Annotated in this window: 19 protein-coding genes and 5 pseudogenes; 8 read left to right on the top strand and 16 right to left on the bottom strand. The window is 52.0% G+C overall.

Going from position 1 to position 19,620, the window contains the following annotated elements; genetic code table 11:
• Positions 1-35: 35 nt before the first annotated feature.
• The 5 genes from sirB1 to hemA are packed head-to-tail and all read right to left on the bottom strand — an operon-like array spanning position 36 to position 4,448.
• Complete coding sequence (gene sirB1 / locus ACOTX2_RS06415) at positions 36-845, bottom strand: invasion regulator SirB1 (protein WP_022648376.1); 810 nt, start codon at positions 843-845, stop codon at positions 36-38.
• Between the two features lie 3 nt (positions 846-848).
• Positions 849-1,241 carry an invasion regulator SirB2 gene (gene sirB2 / locus ACOTX2_RS06410; protein ID WP_022648377.1) on the bottom strand — a complete coding sequence of 131 codons (393 nt, stop codon included), beginning with the start codon at positions 1,239-1,241 and terminating at the stop codon, positions 849-851.
• Positions 1,238-2,068, bottom strand: coding sequence for a peptide chain release factor N(5)-glutamine methyltransferase (prmC, locus tag ACOTX2_RS06405; RefSeq protein WP_063147203.1), 831 nt, complete (start codon positions 2,066-2,068; stop codon positions 1,238-1,240). The genes sirB2 and prmC overlap by 4 nt, the downstream gene beginning before the upstream one ends.
• Positions 2,068-3,150 (bottom strand): peptide chain release factor 1, encoded by a 1,083-nt coding sequence (prfA, locus tag ACOTX2_RS06400; RefSeq protein WP_003856667.1) that lies wholly within the window; start codon positions 3,148-3,150, stop codon positions 2,068-2,070. Before prfA ends, prmC begins: the two co-directional genes overlap by 1 nt.
• Before the next feature lie 41 nt (positions 3,151-3,191).
• The gene (gene hemA / locus ACOTX2_RS06395; RefSeq protein WP_063147201.1) at positions 3,192-4,448 is read right to left on the bottom strand and encodes a glutamyl-tRNA reductase; all 1,257 of its coding nucleotides are present in this window, start codon (positions 4,446-4,448) and stop codon (positions 3,192-3,194) included.
• 201 nt (positions 4,449-4,649) lie between these two features.
• On the opposite strand from hemA, the gene lolB reads away from it, so the two are divergent.
• The 4 genes from lolB to dauA all read left to right on the top strand — a co-directional run bounded on the left by lolB (position 4,650) and on the right by dauA (position 9,004).
• Positions 4,650-5,261 (top strand): lipoprotein insertase outer membrane protein LolB, encoded by a 612-nt coding sequence (lolB, locus tag ACOTX2_RS06390; protein ID WP_003856665.1) that lies wholly within the window; start codon positions 4,650-4,652, stop codon positions 5,259-5,261.
• Entirely contained in the window at positions 5,258-6,127 is an 870-nt protein-coding gene (gene ispE, locus ACOTX2_RS06385) for a 4-(cytidine 5'-diphospho)-2-C-methyl-D-erythritol kinase (protein WP_063147199.1), read from the top strand. The genes lolB and ispE overlap by 4 nt, the downstream gene beginning before the upstream one ends.
• 125 nt (positions 6,128-6,252) lie before the next feature.
• Entirely contained in the window at positions 6,253-7,200 is a 948-nt protein-coding gene (gene prs, locus ACOTX2_RS06380) for a ribose-phosphate diphosphokinase (protein WP_003856663.1), read from the top strand.
• A 124-nt stretch (positions 7,201-7,324) separates the two neighbouring features.
• Positions 7,325-9,004, top strand: a complete 1,680-nt coding sequence (dauA, locus tag ACOTX2_RS06375; protein WP_063147197.1) for a C4-dicarboxylic acid transporter DauA — start codon at positions 7,325-7,327, stop codon at positions 9,002-9,004.
• Here dauA and ACOTX2_RS06370 read toward each other — a convergent pair.
• A complete protein-coding gene (locus tag ACOTX2_RS06370) occupies positions 8,990-10,048 on the bottom strand; it encodes a MerR family transcriptional regulator (protein ID WP_421625892.1) in 1,059 nt (352 codons plus the stop codon). The genes dauA and ACOTX2_RS06370 overlap by 15 nt on opposite strands.
• Before the next feature lie 120 nt (positions 10,049-10,168).
• Entirely contained in the window at positions 10,169-10,444 is a 276-nt protein-coding gene (gene ychH, locus ACOTX2_RS06365) for a stress-induced protein YchH (protein ID WP_022648382.1), read from the bottom strand.
• A 274-nt stretch (positions 10,445-10,718) separates the two neighbouring features.
• Between ychH and pth the strand changes: the two genes are divergently transcribed.
• Both pth and ychF read left to right on the top strand, forming a co-directional pair.
• Positions 10,719-11,303: an aminoacyl-tRNA hydrolase gene (gene pth, locus ACOTX2_RS06360; RefSeq protein WP_006810922.1), complete on the top strand. Its 585-nt coding sequence runs from the start codon at positions 10,719-10,721 to the stop codon at positions 11,301-11,303.
• Between the two features lie 126 nt (positions 11,304-11,429).
• Complete coding sequence (gene ychF / locus ACOTX2_RS06355) at positions 11,430-12,524, top strand: redox-regulated ATPase YchF (protein ID WP_010432886.1); 1,095 nt, start codon at positions 11,430-11,432, stop codon at positions 12,522-12,524.
• Between the two features lie 276 nt (positions 12,525-12,800).
• On the opposite strand, the gene ACOTX2_RS06350 is transcribed toward ychF, so the two are convergent.
• Together ACOTX2_RS06350 and ACOTX2_RS06345 are read right to left on the bottom strand one after the other, a co-directional pair.
• Complete coding sequence (locus ACOTX2_RS06350) at positions 12,801-13,283, bottom strand: SMI1/KNR4 family protein (protein ID WP_063147196.1); 483 nt, start codon at positions 13,281-13,283, stop codon at positions 12,801-12,803.
• 11 nt (positions 13,284-13,294) lie between these two features.
• Positions 13,295-14,421, bottom strand: a pseudogene (locus ACOTX2_RS06345) (RHS repeat-associated core domain-containing protein); the annotation flags it as partial.
• On the opposite strand from ACOTX2_RS06345, the pseudogene ACOTX2_RS06340 reads away from it, so the two are divergent.
• Positions 14,405-14,560: pseudogene (locus ACOTX2_RS06340) on the top strand (hypothetical protein); the annotation flags it as partial. The pseudogenes ACOTX2_RS06345 and ACOTX2_RS06340 sit on opposite strands and share 17 nt — an antisense overlap.
• A gap of 59 nt (positions 14,561-14,619) precedes the next feature.
• On the opposite strand, the pseudogene ACOTX2_RS06335 reads toward ACOTX2_RS06340, so the two are convergent.
• The 5 genes and pseudogenes from ACOTX2_RS06335 to ACOTX2_RS06315 all read right to left on the bottom strand — a co-directional run.
• Positions 14,620-14,960 (bottom strand): annotated as a pseudogene (locus ACOTX2_RS06335) (hypothetical protein).
• Positions 14,961-15,060: 100 nt separating this feature from the next.
• Entirely contained in the window at positions 15,061-15,390 is a 330-nt protein-coding gene (locus ACOTX2_RS06330) for a hypothetical protein (RefSeq protein WP_226856410.1), read from the bottom strand.
• Between the two features lie 296 nt (positions 15,391-15,686).
• Positions 15,687-15,914 (bottom strand): hypothetical protein, encoded by a 228-nt coding sequence (locus ACOTX2_RS06325; protein ID WP_023300301.1) that lies wholly within the window; start codon positions 15,912-15,914, stop codon positions 15,687-15,689.
• A 132-nt stretch (positions 15,915-16,046) separates the two neighbouring features.
• Complete coding sequence (locus tag ACOTX2_RS06320; RefSeq protein WP_058646411.1) at positions 16,047-16,490, bottom strand: DUF6386 family protein; 444 nt, start codon at positions 16,488-16,490, stop codon at positions 16,047-16,049.
• Positions 16,491-16,498: 8 nt separating this feature from the next.
• A pseudogene (locus tag ACOTX2_RS06315) lies at positions 16,499-17,672 on the bottom strand (RHS repeat domain-containing protein); the annotation flags it as partial.
• Here ACOTX2_RS06315 and ACOTX2_RS06310 point away from each other — a divergent pair.
• Positions 17,671-17,919 (top strand): annotated as a pseudogene (locus ACOTX2_RS06310) (DUF933 domain-containing protein); the annotation flags it as partial. The pseudogenes ACOTX2_RS06315 and ACOTX2_RS06310 sit on opposite strands and share 2 nt — an antisense overlap.
• A 427-nt stretch (positions 17,920-18,346) precedes the next feature.
• On the opposite strand, the gene ACOTX2_RS06305 reads toward ACOTX2_RS06310, so the two are convergent.
• Together ACOTX2_RS06305 and ACOTX2_RS06300 are read right to left on the bottom strand one after the other, a co-directional pair.
• The gene (locus tag ACOTX2_RS06305) at positions 18,347-18,826 is read right to left on the bottom strand and encodes a hypothetical protein (RefSeq protein ID WP_063147192.1); all 480 of its coding nucleotides are present in this window, start codon (positions 18,824-18,826) and stop codon (positions 18,347-18,349) included.
• Positions 18,823-19,620, bottom strand: a 798-nt coding sequence (locus tag ACOTX2_RS06300; protein WP_421625891.1) for an RHS repeat-associated core domain-containing protein, incomplete at its 5' end; no start/stop codon positions are given. The genes ACOTX2_RS06300 and ACOTX2_RS06305, both read right to left, overlap by 4 nt.

Here is a 19,620-nt window from a genome sequence, read left to right as displayed (position 1 = left end):
GGATCGCCTTATTCAGGTGTGAATCGGAATTAAGATTAATGCAGTGTAATGTGTTTATGCGCGATCGCGTTGATCTGCGCGCGAATCATTTCGCTGATCGGATCTTCCGGACATTGCTCGACGAAATAATTCAAATCATTCAGCGCCACGTGCTCGCAGTCGAGCTGCGCATAAATCAGGCCGCGGTCACGGATTTCGTACGGATCTTCCGGATTGAACTGCAACAGCACTTCGCTTGCGCGCAGGGCCAGCTCCATCTGACGCTCTTCCATCAGCGCAGACTTCAGCGTATCCAACAGCTTGCGGATCACTTCGGCGTTATCGGCTTCATCGAGATCTTCATTGAACAGCTCCGCTATCGGGCTGATGTTGCCTTTCAGCCAGACGTCCAGCGTATGCTCATCCAGCGTGTCCCCGTTAAACGGATTGATTAACCACATCTCACCGTCCAGCCACTCCGCCCGCAAAATCATCTGCGTGGGGAAAATGACCGGCACCAGTGGAATATCCAGTCGGTGCGCAACCCACAGTAAAATGGCGCCCAACGCGACGGCGCTACCCTGTCGATTTTTCAGCACCTGGTCCAGCCACAGTGCGTCAGACAGGCGATACACGCCTCGCGTGTCGCAAAAACCCCATTCGCCGTAGAAAAGCTCAATCAGCTTCTCTAATTGCCAGTCTTGCGGACGTGCCTGATTGATCTCTTCGCGCGCCAGGCTGACCAGATTTTCCAGTTCAGCGTAAACGTACTGTGATGTGAAATCGTCGCGGATCATCTCTGAAATCAGGATCATACCATCGCATAGCGGCACTTTGTTAAATTCGAAATCGGCTAAGGACCTCATGACTTACCCCAGTAACGGTATTCTTGTGGTGGCGAGTTTAATGATGATGTACAGCACCACCAGACCCAGCAGAAAGGCGATAAACCCTGTCTGCTGGCTGCGCGGACGATGACGCCCAAGCGCGATAAAACCCAAAACGATGTAGATGATAACGCCAAACAGCTTTTCAGTCAGCCATAGGCCTTTATCAGTAAATGGCAGATAGCCGGTCTTCCACATTAACCCGGCTCCGGAAAGGAACAGCACCGTATCGATACCGTGTGGGGCGATACGTACCCAGCGGGCGTTAATCAGCGGATTATTGCTGTAGCGCCACCAGTAGCGGACAATGAAAAAGCCGATGGTCAGGGCAACGGAAACCAGGTGAACGGAGATTAGCAGCGTAAACAGGCTCATGACCACTGCCCCAGCGTCAGACGTTCATTGCCGCCGTAATCCCGGCAGGTTTCCACGGCGGCGTATCTGGCACGCGTAAACAGTGCTCGCACCGCCTCTCCCTGCGTCCACCCATGTTCCACCAGCAGCCAGCCACCGGGAAGCAAATGTTGCCGTGACGTTGTCACAATGTGATCGAGATCCGCAAGTCCCTGATTCGCAGCGACCAGCGCGGTCAACGGTTCAAAACGCACGTCGCCCTGCGCGAGATGCGGATCGTCTTCGTCGATGTAAGGCGGATTGCTGACAATCATTTCGAACATGCGGCTTTCAAGCGCGGCAAACCAGCTGCTTTGCAGAACGGAAACATTGTTCAGCCTCAGCCGTTCAACGTTGCGCCGCGCGAGGGCGACCGCATCAGGCATCACGTCTACCGCCGTCACGATACAGTCCGGCCGCTCGCTGGCAAGCGCCAGCGCAATCGCGCCGGTGCCGGTACCGAGATCGAGGATCTGACACGACTGCGCCGGTAACCGCGCCAGCGCCTGCTCCACCAGACACTCTGTGTCCGGGCGCGGGATCAGCGTGGCCGCTGAGACGTACAGCGGAAGTGACCAGAACTCGCGCTCGCCAACCAGATGCGCCACCGGCTCGCCGGTTTTACGGCGGGCGAGCAGTGCCCCCAGCTGCGATAGCTGTTCAGCTGTCAGTTCGGTTTCGCCGAAAGCCAGCAGATACGTGCGGGCTTTACCCGTCACATGCTCAAGCAGAATTTCGGCGTCCCGCTTCGGGCTTTCACTTTCTGAAAGTTCACGGGCCGCCTCACGTAACCAGCGCTGAAAATCCATTAATCCTGCTCGGACAGCGCCGCCAGCTGGTCGGCCTGGTATTCCTGCACGATAGGCTCAATCAGCATATCGAGCTTGCCTTCCATTGCCTCATCCAGACGGTAGAGCGTCAGGTTGATGCGGTGGTCGGTTACGCGCCCCTGCGGGAAGTTATAGGTGCGGTTACGATCGCTACGGTCGCCGCTGCCCAGCAGGTTACGGCGGGTAGAGGCTTCCGCCTGCTGGCGTTTCGCCATTTCCGCCGCGTGGATACGGGCACCCAGCACGGATAACGCCTTAGCTTTGTTCTTGTGCTGGGATCGCTCGTCCTGACACTCAACCACAATCCCGGTGGGCAGGTGAGTAATACGGATAGCGGAGTCGGTGGTGTTAACGTGCTGACCACCCGCCCCTGAAGAGCGGAAGGTGTCGATGCGCAGATCCGCCGGGTTGATATCCGGCAGTTCCGCTTCCGGCAGCTCGGGCATGACCGCCACCGTACAGGCCGAAGTGTGAATGCGTCCCTGAGATTCTGTCGCAGGCACACGCTGCACGCGGTGACCACCGGATTCAAACTTCAGCCGACCATAAACGCCGTCGCCGCTGATTTTGGCGATAACCTCTTTGTAGCCGCCATGCTCGCCTTCGTTGGCGCTCATGATCTCTACGCGCCAGCGGCGTGATTCCGCATAACGGCTGTACATACGGAACAGATCTCCGGCGAACAGCGCCGCTTCGTCGCCGCCGGTACCGGCGCGGACTTCCACAAAAGCGTTACGCTCATCGTCCGGATCTTTTGGCAGCAGAAGGACCTGAAGCTGCTGCTCCATCTCTTCTGACCGTGCTTTAGCGTCCTGCAACTCTTCCTGGGCCATCTCGCGCATTTCAGGATCGTCGAGCATCATCTGCGCGGTTTCGATATCTTCCTGGACCTGTCGCCAGTCGGTAAAGCATTTTGAAACATCACTTAACTGCGCGTATTCACGCGACAGCGCGCGAAAACGTTCCTGGTCGGCAATGGTCCCGGCATCGCCGAGCAGCGCCTGGACTTCTTCATGGCGCTCGTGCAGAGCTTCCAGTTTAGCGACGATAGAAGGCTTCATAGGCGTAAATGCACCTTGTCTTAGAAAATGGGTATAGGGCGCTATTCCAGCCCGAGGCTGTTGCGCAGAATAGTCAGGCGTTCATCGTCCCCGTCACGGGCAGCCTGCTGAAGAGATTTGGTTGGGGCATGGATCAGGCGGTTGGTCAGTTTCCAGGCTAAATCCTGCATAATCGCCTGCGCGTCGCCGCCCTGTTCAAGGGCCGCTAACGCTTTGGCCGTCAGGTCATCACGCACCTGCTCCGCCTGACCGCGGTATTCGCGGATGGTCTCGCTGACGCTTTGCGCGCGCAGCCAGGCCATAAATTCGCTGGTTTCCTGTTCAACGATGGTTTCCGCCTGCACAGCCGCCGCCTTACGCTGGGCAAGGTTGTGCGAAATGATGCTTTGCAGGTCATCCACGCTGTACAGGTAGGCGTTCGCCAGTTTGCCCACTTCCGGTTCGACATCACGCGGAACGGCGATATCCACCAGCAGCATCGGTTGATTGCGGCGGGATTTCAGCGCACGCTCGACCATCCCTTTCCCGATAATCGGCAGCGGGCTGGCGGTAGAACTGATAATAATGTCCGCCTCTTTCAGACGTTCATCGATGTCGCTCAGCGCAATCACCTCAGCGCCCACTTCATCTGCCAGCACCTGCGCACGTTCGCGGGTGCGGTTAGCGATGATCATCTTCTTCACCTTGTGTTCGCGAAGATGGCGCGCCACCAGCTCGATGGTTTCGCCCGCCCCCACCAGCAGTACGGTGACGGTCGACAGCGATTCAAAGATTTGACGGGCAAGAGTACAGGCCGCGAAAGCAACCGAAACCGCACTGGCGCCAATGTCGGTTTCGGTTCGCACACGCTTCGCCACGGAGAATGACTTCTGGAACATTCGCTCCAGTTCGCTGGCTTTCAGATGCCCTTTCTGGGAATCCGCGAAGGCTTTTTTCACCTGGCCGAGGATCTGCGGCTCGCCCAGCACCAGCGAATCCAGACCGCTGGCCACACGCATCAGATGGCTGACCGCATCGTTATCCTGATGCCAGTACAGGCTGTTGCGCAGCTCTTCTTCGTTGAGGTTGTGATAGTCACATAGCCAGCGGATCAGCGCCTCGTGCAGGTTGTCCTGCTCTTCCACGCTTAAATAGAGCTCGGTACGGTTGCACGTCGACAGCACCACGCCCCCCTGCACCATCGGCTGTGCAAGCAGGCTATCCAGCGCCAGGTCGAGCGAATCCGGCGAAAACGTAACGCGTTCTCGCAGTGAAACCGGGGCCGTTTTGTGGTTAATACCGAGTGCTAATAGGGTCATGTTGAGCGGGAGTAGTACCAGCGTTAATAAGGTTAGCAGGACGCATCATACAGGATGCGCGAGATCAATAAAAGAGACTGCCCCCTTTCGGAGTAATAGCTTACGCCGCGCTTTGAGATAATTTGAACGTAGACGGTGGCACCCTTCAACGCTAGCATTAACAGTTATAACTGCAACGTATCTCAAGGATTTGTCATCATTATGACCCGAATGATTCGCCTGCTGCCTCTGGCGGCCCTGGTTCTGACCGCCTGTTCCGTTCATCAGCCGAAAGGCCCGGGCAAAAGCCCCGACTCACCGCAGTGGCGTCAGCACCAGCAGGATGTGCTGAAATTAAGCCAGTACCAGACCCGCGGTGCATTTGCATATCTCTCTGACGAACAAAAAGTTTATGCTCGCTTCTTCTGGCAGCAAACGGGGCAGGACAACTATCGCCTGCTGCTGCTCAACCCGCTGGGCAGCACCGAGCTGGAGCTTAACGCGAAGCCTGGCGAAGCGCAGATCACCGATAACAAAGGCCAGCACTACACCGCGACCGACGCCGAAGAGATGATTGGCAAACTGACCGGGATGCCGATTCCGCTCAATAGTCTGCGCCAGTGGATCCTTGGCCTGCCGGGTGACGCCACCGACTATACGCTTGATGACCAATACCGTCTGAGCCAGGTTAACTACACCCAGGGCGGTAAAACCTGGAAAGTGGTGTACAGCGCGTATGACAGCAAGACGCAACCATCGCTGCCGTCCAATATGGAGCTGACGCAGGGTAGCCAGCGTATCAAGCTGAAAATGGATAACTGGATCGTTAAATGATGACCCACTGGCCCTCTCCCGCAAAACTGAACCTGTTTCTCTACATTACCGGGCAGCGCGCTGACGGCTATCACACCCTGCAAACCCTGTTTCAGTTTGTCGACTACGGCGACACGATCTCAATCGAACCGCGTCAGGACGGGCAGATTTTCCTGCTGACGCCAGTCGACGGCGTGGCGCATGACGATAACCTGATCGTGCGCGCTGCCCGCTTGCTGATGAAAACGGCGTCGTCGTCGGGTCGTCTGCCAGCGGGAAGCGGTGCGGATATCCGTATCGACAAACGCCTGCCGATGGGCGGCGGTCTTGGCGGCGGTTCGTCAAACGCCGCGACCGTACTGGTGGCGCTTAACCACCTGTGGGGCTGCGGTCTGACGACGGACGAACTGGCAGCATTAGGGTTGACGCTGGGCGCCGATGTACCAGTATTTGTGCGCGGCCACGCGGCGTTTGCTGAAGGGGTGGGCGAAATCCTCACGCCGGTCGATCCGCCGGAAAAATGGTATCTGATCGTTCACCCTGGCGTGAGCATTCCTACCCCGGTCATCTTTAAAGATCCTGACCTGAAAAGAAATACCCCGGTACGGTCAATAAAAACGTTATTAAATTGTGAATTCAGCAACGATTGCGAGGATATCGCAAGAAAACGTTTTCGCGAGGTTGATGCGGTGCTTTCCTGGCTGTTAGAATACGCGCCGTCGCGCCTGACCGGTACAGGGGCCTGTGTCTTTGCTGAATTTGACACCGAATCCGCCGCCCGTCAGGTGCTTGAGCAAGCGCCGGATTGGCTGCATGGTTTTGTAGCACGCGGGATGAACACCTCCCCCCTACAGCAGGCCATTCTGGCGCAGACTGAGTTTCGGTGACAACGTCACCCTGTTCCAGACGTTGCATCGCGCTCTTTAATACACCGCCTGGATAGCGTTTGCTTAGGCCCCGCAGTTTGCGGCGAACGCTATCCACCACTGGACGCATGCCTGAGGTTCTTCTCGTGCCTGATATGAAGCTTTTTGCTGGTAACGCCACCCCGGAACTAGCACAACGTATTGCCAACCGCCTGTACACTTCCCTCGGCGACGCCGCTGTAGGTCGCTTTAGCGACGGCGAAGTCAGCGTACAAATTAACGAAAATGTACGCGGTGGTGATATTTTCATCATCCAGTCCACCTGTGCTCCAACGAACGACAACCTGATGGAATTGGTTGTTATGGTCGACGCGCTGCGTCGCGCTTCTGCTGGCCGTATCACTGCTGTTATTCCTTACTTTGGCTATGCACGTCAGGACCGTCGCGTCCGTTCCGCGCGTGTGCCAATCACCGCTAAAGTTGTCGCAGACTTCCTGTCCAGCGTCGGCGTTGACCGCGTACTGACGGTCGACCTGCACGCAGAGCAGATCCAGGGCTTCTTCGACGTGCCGGTTGATAACGTTTTCGGCAGCCCAATCCTGCTGGAAGACATGCTGCAACTGAATCTGGACAACCCGATTGTGGTTTCTCCAGACATCGGCGGCGTGGTACGTGCTCGAGCTATCGCGAAGCTGCTGAACGATACCGACATGGCGATCATCGACAAACGCCGTCCGCGCGCTAACGTTTCTCAGGTGATGCACATCATCGGTGACGTGGCTGGCCGCGACTGCGTGTTGGTGGACGACATGATCGATACCGGCGGTACGCTGTGTAAAGCCGCTGAAGCGCTGAAAGAGCGTGGTGCGAAACGCGTATTCGCTTACGCGACTCACCCGATCTTCTCCGGCAATGCGGTAAACAACCTGCGTAACTCCGTCATCGACGAAGTTGTGGTGTGCGATACCATTCCACTGAGTGACGAGATCAAAGCGCTGCCAAACGTGCGTACGTTGACTCTGTCCGGGATGCTGGCCGAAGCGATTCGTCGTATCAGCAACGAAGAATCCATCTCTGCAATGTTCGAACACTGATCGAACACGGCCAAAAAACCCGCTACGGCGGGTTTTTTTGTTTATAGTATTTATTTGTATGACTTATGCCTCCTTCACCTGCCATTCATATGACAGATGATGCGCACACGGATGATAGATAATTGTGAAAAACGTAACCTCCTCACATGTTCTGCCCTTTCGCGCCCTCATCGACGCCTGCTGGAAAGAGAAATACACGTCGTCACGCTTCGTTCGTGACCTGATAGCCGGGATCACCGTCGGGATTATTGCCATCCCGCTGGCGATGGCACTGGCGATTGGTAGCGGCGTCGCGCCGCAGTACGGGCTGTACACCTCAGCCGTTGCGGGGATTGTGATTGCGCTGACGGGCGGGTCCCGCTTCAGCGTCTCCGGCCCAACTGCCGCCTTTGTGGTGATCCTCTACCCGGTTTCCCAACAGTTTGGTCTGGCAGGCCTGCTGGTTGCCACCCTGATGTCCGGCATCTTTTTAATTCTGTTCGGTCTGGCCCGCTTTGGTCGCCTGATTGAATATATTCCCCTTTCCGTGACGCTGGGGTTCACCTCGGGGATTGGGATTACCATCGGGACCATGCAGATTAAGGATTTCCTCGGCCTGCAAATGGCCCATGTTCCGGAGCACTACTTACAGAAAGTGGGCGCGCTGTTTATGGCGTTGCCGACGGCCAACCTGGGCGATGCAGCCATTGGCATCGTTACCCTCGGCACACTCATCGTCTGGCCTCGCTTAGGCATTCGTCTCCCGGGGCATCTCCCCGCTCTGCTGCTGGGCTGCGCGGTGATGGGCGTCGTCAACCTGCTCGGTGGACAGGTCGCCACCATTGGCTCCCAGTTCCACTATGTTCTGGCGGATGGCTCACAGGGTAACGGTATTCCGCAGCTGCTGCCGCAGCTGGTTCTGCCGTGGGACATGCCGGGCTCCAGCTTCACCCTGAGCTGGGATTCCCTTCGCGCTCTGCTGCCTGCCGCGTTCTCCATGGCAATGCTGGGCGCGATTGAATCCCTGCTCTGCGCCGTCGTGCTCGACGGCATGACCGGCACTAAGCACAAAGCCAACAGCGAACTGGTCGGTCAGGGCTTAGGGAACATCGTTGCACCGTTCTTCGGCGGTATTACGGCTACGGCTGCGATTGCCCGTTCCGCCGCGAACGTACGTGCGGGCGCGACATCACCGGTTTCCGCGGTCATTCACTCCCTGCTGGTGATCATGGCGCTGCTGATCCTTGCCCCACTGCTTTCATGGCTTCCGCTCTCTGCCATGGCTGCGCTGCTGCTGATGGTGGCCTGGAATATGAGTGAGGCGCATAAGGTGGTGAATCTGCTGCGCCGTGCGCCGAAAGACGACATTATCGTGATGCTGATCTGCATGTCGTTGACCGTACTGTTCGATATGGTTATCGCCATCAGCGTCGGCATTGTGCTGGCCTCGCTGCTGTTTATGCGCCGCATCGCGCAGATGACGCGTCTCTCCCCGGTTAACGTTGAGGTGCCTGACGATGTGCTGGTGCTGCGCGTGATTGGCCCGCTGTTCTTCGCCGCAGCGGAAGGTCTTTTCAGCGATCTGGAATCCCGCATTGCGGGCAAACGGATTGTGGTGCTGAAATGGGATGCCGTCCCGGTGCTGGATGCCGGCGGTCTGGATGCCTTCCAGCGCTTTGTTGCCCGCCTGCCGGAAGGCTGCGAGCTGCGGATCAGTAACCTCGAATTCCAGCCCCTGCGCACCATGGCGCGCGCGGGCGTGCAGCCGATCCCTGGCCGATTGTCCTTCTACCCTAACCGTGAAGCTGCATTAGCGGATCTGTGAGTCATCTGATGCAGAGACACGTCTTTGCATCATCACCCCGATCGCCTGCTGGAGCCATTCAAGCACGGCAGGCGTCATCCACGTGCCTTTCATCAGATGCGGCTCCTGCTGCATGGCGAGACGAAATTTTTGCTGGGTCTGCGGGTTTGTTCCCGCATAGGACTGGAATAAAACCAGCCAGTTTTCTGCCAGCTTTTGCGCATCGTCAGAAGCGGGACTGAGATTATCCCGCTGCGCCTGATGCAGCTTCGCCACCAGCGGCGGCCACTCCATCATCCGGTCAAAGTAGTGCGACCGGGTAAAGGCCATCTCTTCGGCAGTGAGATATTTCTCCCAGATGCTGAGCTTTGATTCGGCAAACGCCCGCGTGATGTAATCCGTAATCTCCGGCGTAATGCCGGTTTGCTCCTGCATCTGCGGCTCCACGCTGTGCATTTCGTTCAGACGGGTCAAAAATTCCGGTTTGCCTGCGGTATCCTGTTCCAGGCGTTCCATCCACCGTGAAGCCAAATCGGTCGCCCGCGCGTCCGTGACGCTGACGTTCTGTTCCAGCAAGTGTTTAACCTCCGTCACCAGACCCGACCAGATATCCGCCAGCGCCTCTTTCTCTACCGCAAACGGTAGTTGCTGCAACTCTTCTTTGCTAAACCAGCGATCGTACATATTCATTAACTCCAGAGTCTGTAGCCAGGATTCCAGATCCGGCGTCGCATCGTCGGTCAGCCCGGTACGCAATTCCACCAGCCGGTTGCGCAGCGTATGGATGCTACGCAGTTGCTTGTCCAGCAAAATGATTTGCCCGTCGAGTAATTCCGCTAATGACAGCGAACGCTGTTCCAGAAAATCCCTGATTTCGGCAAGCTCCAGCCCGGCTTTTGCCAGCGTCTGGATCATATGCAGACGCTGCACATCCGCCAGGTTGTAAAGCCGGTAGCCTGCCGCGCTTCTGGCAGAAGGTAACAACAGCCCTGTTTGCTCGTAGTGATGCAAAGTCCGCACGGTAATCCCTGCGCGTTTCGCCAGTTCACCCACCTGAATCAACATAACGGCTCCTTTTGTTCTGCCAGTGTCGCTACTCTGAAGCCTTACGTTACGTGAGGGTCAATGCGTCATGCAAAAAAAAACGACTTCAGATGAAGTCGTTTCGGTGTTCTTTATGGGGCACTAGCCGTGCTTATGCTGGTCGCGGCGGCATCGTTTATCGTAATGGCGCACCCACCAGTATTTATCGCAGACTTCCTCATGTCCGCTCACGCGCGCCCCGGCGAGCCACAATACCGCACCGAGGAAGATACTCAGCACCGCGCCATGCGCAAAGTATTGTGGGAGGTCAAGCTGCGGTAATTGGTTTAAAATTGAATAACCGACACCGGCGACCATCACGAACAGTCCCAACCCCATTAGCACGTTACCGAGCATTGAAGCGTTTTTGCGTTTCATATGTCACCTCCGGAACTTTGGGTTGTCAGGGGAAAAACCCCTTCTCCTTGTGTGTAAAGTATAGACAACGCCACTTATATGAGTTGCGTGAATGATCACATTTACAGATAACTCCCGGACAAAAATTTACAAATAAGACATTGAACAGCTTGAAATTCTAATTGTTCAAAGAAGAAATTATTCGCATTTCGGTGTACAGCAGGCAGAACTTTGTCAAGCGGCGCGCCAGACAGTAAACTACGCGCCAGATCTGGAACCCATTAGGAAGTAAATCGTGACGATTAAACTGATTGTCGGCCTCGCCAATCCGGGCGCAGAGTATGCCGCTACCCGCCATAACGCCGGCGCCTGGTATGTTGATCTGCTGGCGGAACGTCTGCGCGCTCCCCTGCGTGAAGAACCCAAGTTTTACGGGTATACCTCACGCATCAATCTTGCGGGTGCTGACGTGCGGTTGCTGGTGCCAACCACCTTTATGAACCTGAGCGGCAAAGCCGTGGCGGCTATGGCAACGTTTTATCGCATCAATCCGGATGAGATCCTGGTGGCCCACGACGAACTGGATCTGCCGCCAGGCGTGGCGAAGTTCAAGCTGGGCGGCGGTCATGGCGGCCACAACGGCCTTAAAGACATCATCAGCAAACTGGGTAATAACCCTAATTTCCACCGTTTGCGCGTGGGAATCGGCCATCCGGGCGATAAAAACAAAGTTGTTGGTTTCGTACTGGGTAAACCACCGGTTTCTGAGCAGAAGTTGATTGACGAAGCGGTGGACGAAGCGGCCCGCTGCACCGAGATTTGGCTTCAGGACGGCCTGACGAAAGCCACCAATCGACTGCACGCTTTCAAAGCGCAATAATCGGCGCCATGGGGCTTTTTTACCGCGCGTCGCGCGGGTTACGTGTATAATAGGCGTAGTTATTTACTTTTCTTCAATCGGTTATCGTTAACGGATTGATTATCAAGATATTAAGGTGATTTAGAAATGGGATTCAAATGCGGTATCGTCGGTCTGCCAAACGTGGGCAAATCCACCCTGTTCAACGCGCTCACCAAGGCAGGTATTGAAGCGGCGAACTTCCCGTTCTGTACCATCGAGCCGAACACCGGTGTTGTTCCTATGCCCGATCCGCGTCTGGACCAGCTCGCGGAAATCGTGAAGCCGCAGCGCATTCTGCCGACCACCATGGAGTTCGTGGACATCGCGGGCCTGGTAAAAGGCGCATCCAAAGGTGAAGGCCTGGGCAACCAGTTCCTGACCAACATCCGTGAAACCGAAGCGATCGGCCACGTTGTGCGCTGCTTCGAGAACGACAACATTATCCACGTTAACAACAAAGTGGATCCGGCTGACGACATCGACGTCATCAACACCGAGCTGGCCCTTTCTGACCTCGACACCTGCGAGCGCGCCATTCACCGCGTGCAGAAGAAAGCCAAAGGCGGCGACAAAGACGCGAAAGCGGAACTGGCTGCCCTGGAAAAATGTCTGCCACAGCTGGAAAACGCGGGCATGCTGCGCGCGCTGAAAAACCTGACTGAAGAAGACAAAGCGGCGATCAAATACCTGAGCTTCCTGACCCTGAAGCCAACCATGTACATCGCCAACGTTAACGAAGACGGTTTCGAGAACAACCCGTACCTCGACAAAGTGCGTGAAATTGCCGCGGCTGAAGGTTCTGTGGTGGTAGCGGTTTGCGCGGCCGTTGAATCTGATATCGCCGAGCTGGACGATGCCGACCGTGAAGAGTTCATGGCCGAGCTGGGTCTGGAAGAGCCGGGCCTGAACCGCGTGATCCGCGCGGGCTATGAGCTGCTGAACCTGCAAACCTACTTCACCGCTGGTGTAAAAGAAGTGCGTGCATGGACCATCCCTGTCGGTGCGACTGCGCCTCAGGCGGCTGGTAAGATCCACACCGACTTCGAGAAAGGCTTCATTCGTGCGCAGACTATCGCGTTTGAAGACTTTATCACCTACAAGGGTGAGCAAGGCGCGAAAGAAGCTGGCAAGATGCGTGCTGAAGGGAAAGACTACATCGTTAAAGATGGCGATGTGATGAACTTCCTGTTTAACGTCTGATTAGTTTTGAGTGAAAAAATCCACGCCTTGGCGTGGATTTTTTTATTCCGAGATTAATTCCCCGATCAGTATTAAATTTAAAAAATACCTTCTTTGGGAAGAGGTTCTCTCACCCTCCAAGGATCATCTAGCAAAAACTTCGCAGCTGTACGTTCATGCCATCAAGCGCGCCATGCTGTTTCCTTATAACACCCTATGGCTTATCATTGCATTTTGTTAAAAAATCTCATAACAACAGCAACTGTAGCGAATAATTCGCTTACATTTAATGGCTTCTTAGGAAAGATCTTCTTCTGTTACCAATCCATTAACAAATTTAGAAAATGAATTTGTTAGATATCTTTGAAGTTTTGTGTGATTTTCTTGCATAGTCAAATCCTCATCAAAAGAATCTGTAGCAAAATATACGATTGAATAATTATCTAAATTCAGACAAAAGAAGTTCCCTCCCCAATCATTTGCGAAAGGAAGCAAGTTATTAGGAATGACTTCCCGAGCCAACATGCTGATATAGCAGCCGTCAATTAAAGATCTAGGATCATCATTTGTCTGAGCATTATAAACAAACGGTTTAAACCCTGCCACCTCTACTGGCTCAAAATCTTCATCACAGTCCCACCAACTTTTCTCAGGAGTGCCACCATTAAAATGCAGATAATGTGAAACAAAATCATCCGGAAGGGTAATAGATAATTTCTCTTCGATTTTAGCAATATCTGCACGTTCAATCTTTTTTTCACAGTTACTGAAATGATTCATAGATTTATACCTCAATGGTGACAGTTTGCACGCAATTTTTTCGGAACACACCCCTTCAACCAGCCTTTAGAATGTGAAACAGCAATAGCTTCTTGGGATCCATATTTTACCCCAAAATATTTCTCGAATTGTGAAACTGAGCCTTTGTGGGGGAAAATAGCTTCATGCGCAGAAGTTTTTACTAGTTGCATTGTTGTCCTTCCTGTGGCTGGGTCAAAATCATCGACATGGTGCCATGTATATCCGATTGCTTCGTTTTTAGAAATACCGGCTGCCTTGAATGCCTTGGTGAAATCTCTATCTCGAGTTCCTTGCATTGTAATAGATACAATATTCTGTTTCGTTCCATTGATTGGGAAAAGATCTGGGCTTCCTGTAAAGTCGACTCCCTTTAATGCCAACCCCCACGGATCCACCCACCCCAGCGCATTCGGCGCATACTGGTATAGTTTTATCCCCCCCGCCAGCCCTATCTGGTCCTGCTGCGTAAACCGTCCGCAGTCCGGGTCGTAATACCGGAACAGATTGTAGTGCAGCCCTGTCTCACGATCCAGGTATTGCCCCTGCATCCGCAGATTCTGGGAATACCCAGATACCTGCGTCTCGCTTTCCCGCAGCAGTTTGCCCCAGCGTTGTTCACCCCTTCCCAGCGCACCTGCCCTTCGCTATCCGTCATCCGCTCCGGCGTGCCGTTGGGCTGACAGTGGAACCAGAAGATTTCCGGGGCATCAACGCCGTCAATACGCGCCAGCGGGTCGTAGCTGTCCTGATCGCTGTAGACGTAGGTCAACAGCACATCCCCGCACATTTCCTGTAACAGCCGTAACCGTTCCCGGACAAACCGCGTGGCGACCAGCTTACCGGTTGGCAGGCCGTCAGGCATCTGGCGGTGCGTATTGCTGATGAGGCGGCCCAGTGGATCGTAGCGGAAGCTGACCTCCGTCTGCGGTCTGTTGCGGTCCCGCGGCTGGCTGATGACCTCCGTCAGGCGGTGCTCGCCGTCGTAGCGGTAGTGCCAGCGGGTCTGGCCGTTATCTTTCTCCACGGTGCGTCCGTGAACGTCATAGCGCCAGCGAATGCCGTTGAGCTGCGTCAGACGGTTTTGCGTGTGCTTCTCAGCAGAACCTTCAAGCGGTGAAGGTTCGTTAGTGGTAGTAGTTTGCGCCACGGTTGAATCCGATAATGCTGAACTGGACGATGCCGACCGTGAAGAGTTTATAGCCGAGCTGGGTCAGGAAGGGCCAGGCGCGAAAGAAGGAGGCAAGATGCGTGCATAAGGAAAAGATTACATTGTTGAAGATGGCGATGTGATGAACTTCTTGTTTACGTTTAATTTTTATGAACGGGAAAAATCCACGCTTAGGGGTGGATTTTTTATTGCAGGGTAAAAGTTATTGTCTAAGAGAACTGTCTTCAAGCTGGGTACAAAAGTAATGATTTCAGAGTCTCAAACTTTAAAGTCTGTAAAGACTGCTCGCGTAGATGCTTTCCAAGTAAGGCCTGACACTAGCACTTAGCGAGACTGACACCTCCGATTCACAGTATCAGTATGCCGGACGCCTGAAAGATCCGCTCTGAATTCCCCTTTTCTAGCCATTCCACATGAGCAGGTATCGCTGCGTCAATCTCTTTGACTGGTTTTATATAGGTAAATATGACAAAGTAAACAGTGCTCATCCTTTGCTTCTCAGCACAGTTTATCAGCCACTTGTTAGAACTGCTTATGCAACCCTCTTTTGCCACTAGTTATTGTTAATATTTTGGGGCGCTTTCGATCTCAACACGCAGGGCCTGACCGAGACAGCGTGTTAAGCTTCATATCATAGGTATAAAACCAGTCATACCAGCCATTTTGGTGAATTGCGAAACTACAGACAACAATGACTTCCTTCGACAAATTAAATGTTAAGTAATAGAAATAAGCGTTTTCAGGTGGTGCAGAAAGTAATAGCTCTTGGCCCTCAACATTGAAGATTTTCAAAACGGTTGGTAATGGTTCTGGTTCGCTTATCGCAAAGACTAATTGGCGTACAGGATCGACCTTTGCGGCATCTAAGCGAGGTATGTTTAGTCTAATAATTTTTGAACAGAAAATCCATTCTAGCACGTTGTTTTCTCAGATAAACCTGAAGTCAGCGATCATATTCGCTCTCAATAAAAAATTATTTTTATACATGGATGATGTTGAAAGTTTTTGATATTGATGCTGACTTTACTCTTTAAAACGGCCTCAAGATTCCAATGAGGCTTCAGGTTTTTATCATTAAGAATAACAACCTTAAATTTAGTTTTGATTTGAATATCTTATCTGAGAAATAATAAAAATATCATCTATTTGGTTGTTGATAGCTTTCCAGGCTCTGGAATTATAATATTTTAAAAGAAAAGGATTGATATGCTTAATCACGGGCCATAAAAATGCATCAATGTACTAAGATCATCTAAATCTTGTGCGGTGAGTTCATTTCTCTCCATTTTGTCATACTTATACATTATACCTTTCATCGGAGGGCCGGAATCATGTTTAGTTGCCATGCTCATTAACTCATCAATATCTGATTCTTTTATTAAAGTTCTCTTTAAAAATTCAAAGAGCATTTTTTCTGCATCTTTTCTTTCTAAAAAATACATTTTGATTACCTTACTGATTTTATGTAAAAAGTCACAAGTATAACTAGAAGTGCCTTTTTGTCGCTGATCTATGGTTCTTCATTTTAACATTTTTTTGGATGAAAAAATCTACGCCAGGGCGTGGATTTTTATTCAGAGATAAACACCCTCTTCTAATGAGTTTTCAGTAAACGTTGCTTTTGTAAAGGAAATTAGCACATCTGAACCATGCTTTTTATATTTAACCTCGTAACTACCTGGTTCTAAAGTAATAAACTCGCCTGAAATAGCATCTGAATCATCTGGCTCCAGATCTCCGCCAGTGACATCCTCTCCCGCCCCTATGAAAACCTTTCCAGTAGGTACGTTTAAAAATAACGATCCGGCATATTCACCAATTTCACTTTTAATATCAACTTTATAGTTACCATCATCTCCAACATTGAGAAATAATACATTCCCTTTATTTATTTCTTCAACTTCATCTTCTGGAAGACTCCACCAATCTGCATCATCATTAATCCTATGCTTTAATGACATCAAATCATAAATTACTAATGTGGCAGTATCCGTCTGTATATTAATAGATTTATTCATTTTACCCCCTATTGAAATATTATTTCACTGATGGTATCTCCGGGCTGAAGCCCCGCCTTTCTGCCTGCATTTTTCAAAGAACTACCGACACTTTTATTAATAGTTTCATTCAGCATTTGTAATCTTTGTGTAGGCGAACCTCCAACAATTAAATCAACAGGATGATCAGCGTTTAATTTACTTAGATCAGGTGCTGAACAAAACATTTTTTCAAAGCGTGCAGAAACAGCCTGCCTGTAAGAACTTTGCAAAGATGAAATCCTAACCTCATGGGTGCCAGGAGACCAAACTAACTCTCCTCTTTGAGCCGCTCGGTTTAAGGCATTCATTTTTTTCATAAACTGTCTTTCGAGGAATTTTCTCTCAGTTGATGACAGCTTTGTGCTGCTTAAAATCTTCGGTTTATTAACAGTTAAGCGGGTACCTCCAGAACACCTACTCAACCCCCACGGATCCACCCATACCAGCGCATTTGGCGCATACTGGTAAAGATTTATCCCTCCCGCCAGCCCTATCGGGTCCTGCTGCGTAAACCGTCCGCAGTCCGGGTCGTAATACCGGAACAGATTGTAGTGCAGCCCTGTCTCGCGATCCAGGTATTGCCCCTGCATACGCAGGTTCTGGGAATATCCTGATACCTGCGTCTCGCTTTCCCGCAGCAGTTTGCCCCAGGCGCTGTTCACCCCTTCCCAGCGCACCTGCCCTTCGCTATCCGTCATCCGCTCCGGCGTGCCGTTGGGCTGACAGTGGAACCAGAAGATTTCCGGGGCATCAACGCCGTCAATACGCGCCAGCGGATCGTAGCTGTCCTGATCGCTGTAGACGTAGGTCAGCGGCACATCCCCGTGCACTTCCTGCAACAGCCGGAACCCTTCCCAGACAAACCGGGTGGTGACCGGCTTGCCGGTTGGCTGGCCGCCCAGCATCTGGCGGCGCGTTTTGCTGATGCGTCGCCCGAGCGGATCGTAGCGGAAGCTGACCTCCGTCAGGCGGTCTGTTGCGGTCCCGCGGCTGGCTGATGACCTCCGTCAGGCGGTGCTCGCCGTCGTAGCGGTAGTGCCAGCGGGTCTGGCCGTTATCCTTCTCCACGGTGCGGCCATGGATGTCATAACGCCAGCGAATGCCGTTGAGCTGCGACAGGCGGTTGTGCGGGATCTTCTCAGCAAAATCTTCGAGCGGTGAAGATTCTGTAGTGGTGGCGGTTTGCGCCGCGGTTGAATCCGATATCGCTGAAATGAACGACACCGATCGTGAAGATTTAATGGCCGAGCCGGGTCTGGAAGAGCCGGGCCTGAACCGCGTGATCCGCGCGGGCTATGAGCTGCTGAATCTGCAAATCTACTTCACTGCTGGCGTAAAAGAAGTGCGTGCATGGACCATCCCTGTCGGTGCGACTGCGCCTCAGGCGGCCGGTAAGATCCACACCGACTAAATCATAGGGTAATTGCGTCCTATCCCTAGCAGCTGTAATGTTCCACCATTAATTTATTCAAGATATGCACTTGAAAAGTTGCAACAGTGCAGCGGGCACGCTCGTTAGAGCTCTACACAGTTTAACAGAAGATGTCATAGTTCCAGCGAATGCTTGCGCTGGGCTTTTTATCAAGTAATAATCCGTAGTATAAATCCTAATTCATACTGTGGCATTTTATTTTCGAAGGCTCCAATCTGTGGAATCAGCTACACGGATTTCATTAAGAATGAGATCTAGAGAAACGTGTGCAATTATTTACCCCTCATTAACTACACTGAATCGACCACCTGTGGACGTGGTACACCATTGATATGTTTATGCGTATCGATTATTAAAAAAGAAAAGATCAAAAAACAGTCAACATGCGATACTTATTTGATAGTTAATTCCATGTTATATAGATACCGCAATTAAATGATTTAATGTCATAGCAGACAGTAATATCACCCCATTCCAAACGCCATGTTACACTATGTTTTTCTTTTGCATCTGGTTCGCCAAGATCATATTCCTCTGCTACCCAACGATATAAGAAATCAACTTCTTTGTTTAACATATCAATGTTAGAAACTTTATTCCAATCACTTATTGCCTGATAATACTCACCCTCTTTATAAATTAATTGCACCATAAATGGAAAATTGCTAAAGCATAATGGGCGCATTATAAGCTCAAATTTCTTATCAAACCAAAGAACGGTATTAACGGTATAATGATAAGGAATTAATCTTTGCATTTTATTTTTTGATTCAAGATATTTGTAAAGTTCAGAAACTATAAACGTATCCTCCCGTTGTATGAAAAGATATTTATTATCTAACTTAACTTTGCCATCTGCGATGTTAATTTCAAAATCAATCATATGCTTATAACCTCCCCCGGTATCAGTAGATTTCTAAATTCCTCAGGGATAAAGAATTGCATCCCTCCCCCTCGGCCATAAATGTTATTAGCCAATGCTCTTCCATATGCGACATCAATATCCTCGCTGACATAATAAGCTCTTACTTGCGTTCTTAATGTACGATGAGGATCAATTTTAACCTGAAGCGCTTCATGGTAGCCTATAGCATTTCCTTTGTTTTGCCTAACAGTTGGATAAGTCACCGCATATGATGGAGGAGTATCACCGTTCGGATATAATGCATACAAAATCGTGCCTTTTTTCAGTTTCCTATTTTTGTAGACATCTATACCTTTGTAATCACCTTGACCTTGCCATTTCGTAGCTTCTTTAGATGGATCCTTACATTTACGGCTCAACCCCCACGGATCCACCCATCCCAGCGCATTCGGCGCATACTGGTAAAGATTTATCCCCCCCGCCAGCCCTATCGGGTCCTGCTGCGTAAACCGTCCGCAGTCCGGGTCGTAATACCGGAACAGATTGTAGTGCAGCCCTGTCTCGCGGTCCAGGTATTGCCCCTGCATGCGCAGGTTCTGGGAATATCCTGATACTTGCGTTTCGCTTTCCCGCAGCAGTTTGCCCCAGGCGCTGTTCACCCCTTCCCAGCGCACCTGCCCTTCGATATCCGTCATCCGCTCCGGTGTGCCGTTGGGCTGACAGTGGAACCAGAAGATTTCCGGGGCATCAACGCCGTCAATACGTGCCAGCGGATCGTAGCTGTCCTGATCGCTGTAGACGTAGGTCAGCGG

This window comes from Enterobacter cloacae complex sp. IR5412, assembly GCF_049237385.1.
Classification (GTDB): Bacteria; Pseudomonadota; Gammaproteobacteria; order Enterobacterales; family Enterobacteriaceae; genus Enterobacter; species Enterobacter intestinihominis.
The sequence above is the reverse complement of the archived record's forward strand: the minus strand, read 5'-3'. Positions and strand labels throughout refer to the sequence as shown.

Bases quoted from the DNA above. Each gene is read 5' to 3' on its own strand.
- sirB1 (WP_022648376.1), bottom strand. From the start codon at position 845: ATGAGGTCCTTAGCCGATTTCGAATTTAACAAAGTGCCGCTATGCGAT.
- prmC (WP_063147203.1), bottom strand. From the start codon at position 2,068: ATGGATTTTCAGCGCTGGTTACGTGAGGCGGCCCGTGAACTTTCAGAA.
- ACOTX2_RS06320 (WP_058646411.1), bottom strand. From the start codon at position 16,490: ATGAATAAATCTATTAATATACAGACGGATACTGCCACATTAGTAATT.
- ACOTX2_RS06370 (WP_421625892.1), bottom strand. From the start codon at position 10,048: ATGTTGATTCAGGTGGGTGAACTGGCGAAACGCGCAGGGATTACCGTG.
- sirB2 (WP_022648377.1), bottom strand. From the start codon at position 1,241: ATGAGCCTGTTTACGCTGCTAATCTCCGTTCACCTGGTTTCCGTTGCC.
- lolB (WP_003856665.1), top strand. From the start codon at position 4,650: ATGACCCGAATGATTCGCCTGCTGCCTCTGGCGGCCCTGGTTCTGACC.
- ACOTX2_RS06325 (WP_023300301.1), bottom strand. From the start codon at position 15,914: ATGTATTTTTTAGAAAGAAAAGATGCAGAAAAAATGCTCTTTGAATTT.
- ychF (WP_010432886.1), top strand. From the start codon at position 11,430: ATGGGATTCAAATGCGGTATCGTCGGTCTGCCAAACGTGGGCAAATCC.
- ispE (WP_063147199.1), top strand. From the start codon at position 5,258: ATGATGACCCACTGGCCCTCTCCCGCAAAACTGAACCTGTTTCTCTAC.
- ACOTX2_RS06305 (WP_063147192.1), bottom strand. From the start codon at position 18,826: ATGATTGATTTTGAAATTAACATCGCAGATGGCAAAGTTAAGTTAGAT.
- hemA (WP_063147201.1), bottom strand. From the start codon at position 4,448: ATGACCCTATTAGCACTCGGTATTAACCACAAAACGGCCCCGGTTTCA.
- prfA (WP_003856667.1), bottom strand. From the start codon at position 3,150: ATGAAGCCTTCTATCGTCGCTAAACTGGAAGCTCTGCACGAGCGCCAT.
- ACOTX2_RS06350 (WP_063147196.1), bottom strand. From the start codon at position 13,283: ATGAATCATTTCAGTAACTGTGAAAAAAAGATTGAACGTGCAGATATT.
- ychH (WP_022648382.1), bottom strand. From the start codon at position 10,444: ATGAAACGCAAAAACGCTTCAATGCTCGGTAACGTGCTAATGGGGTTG.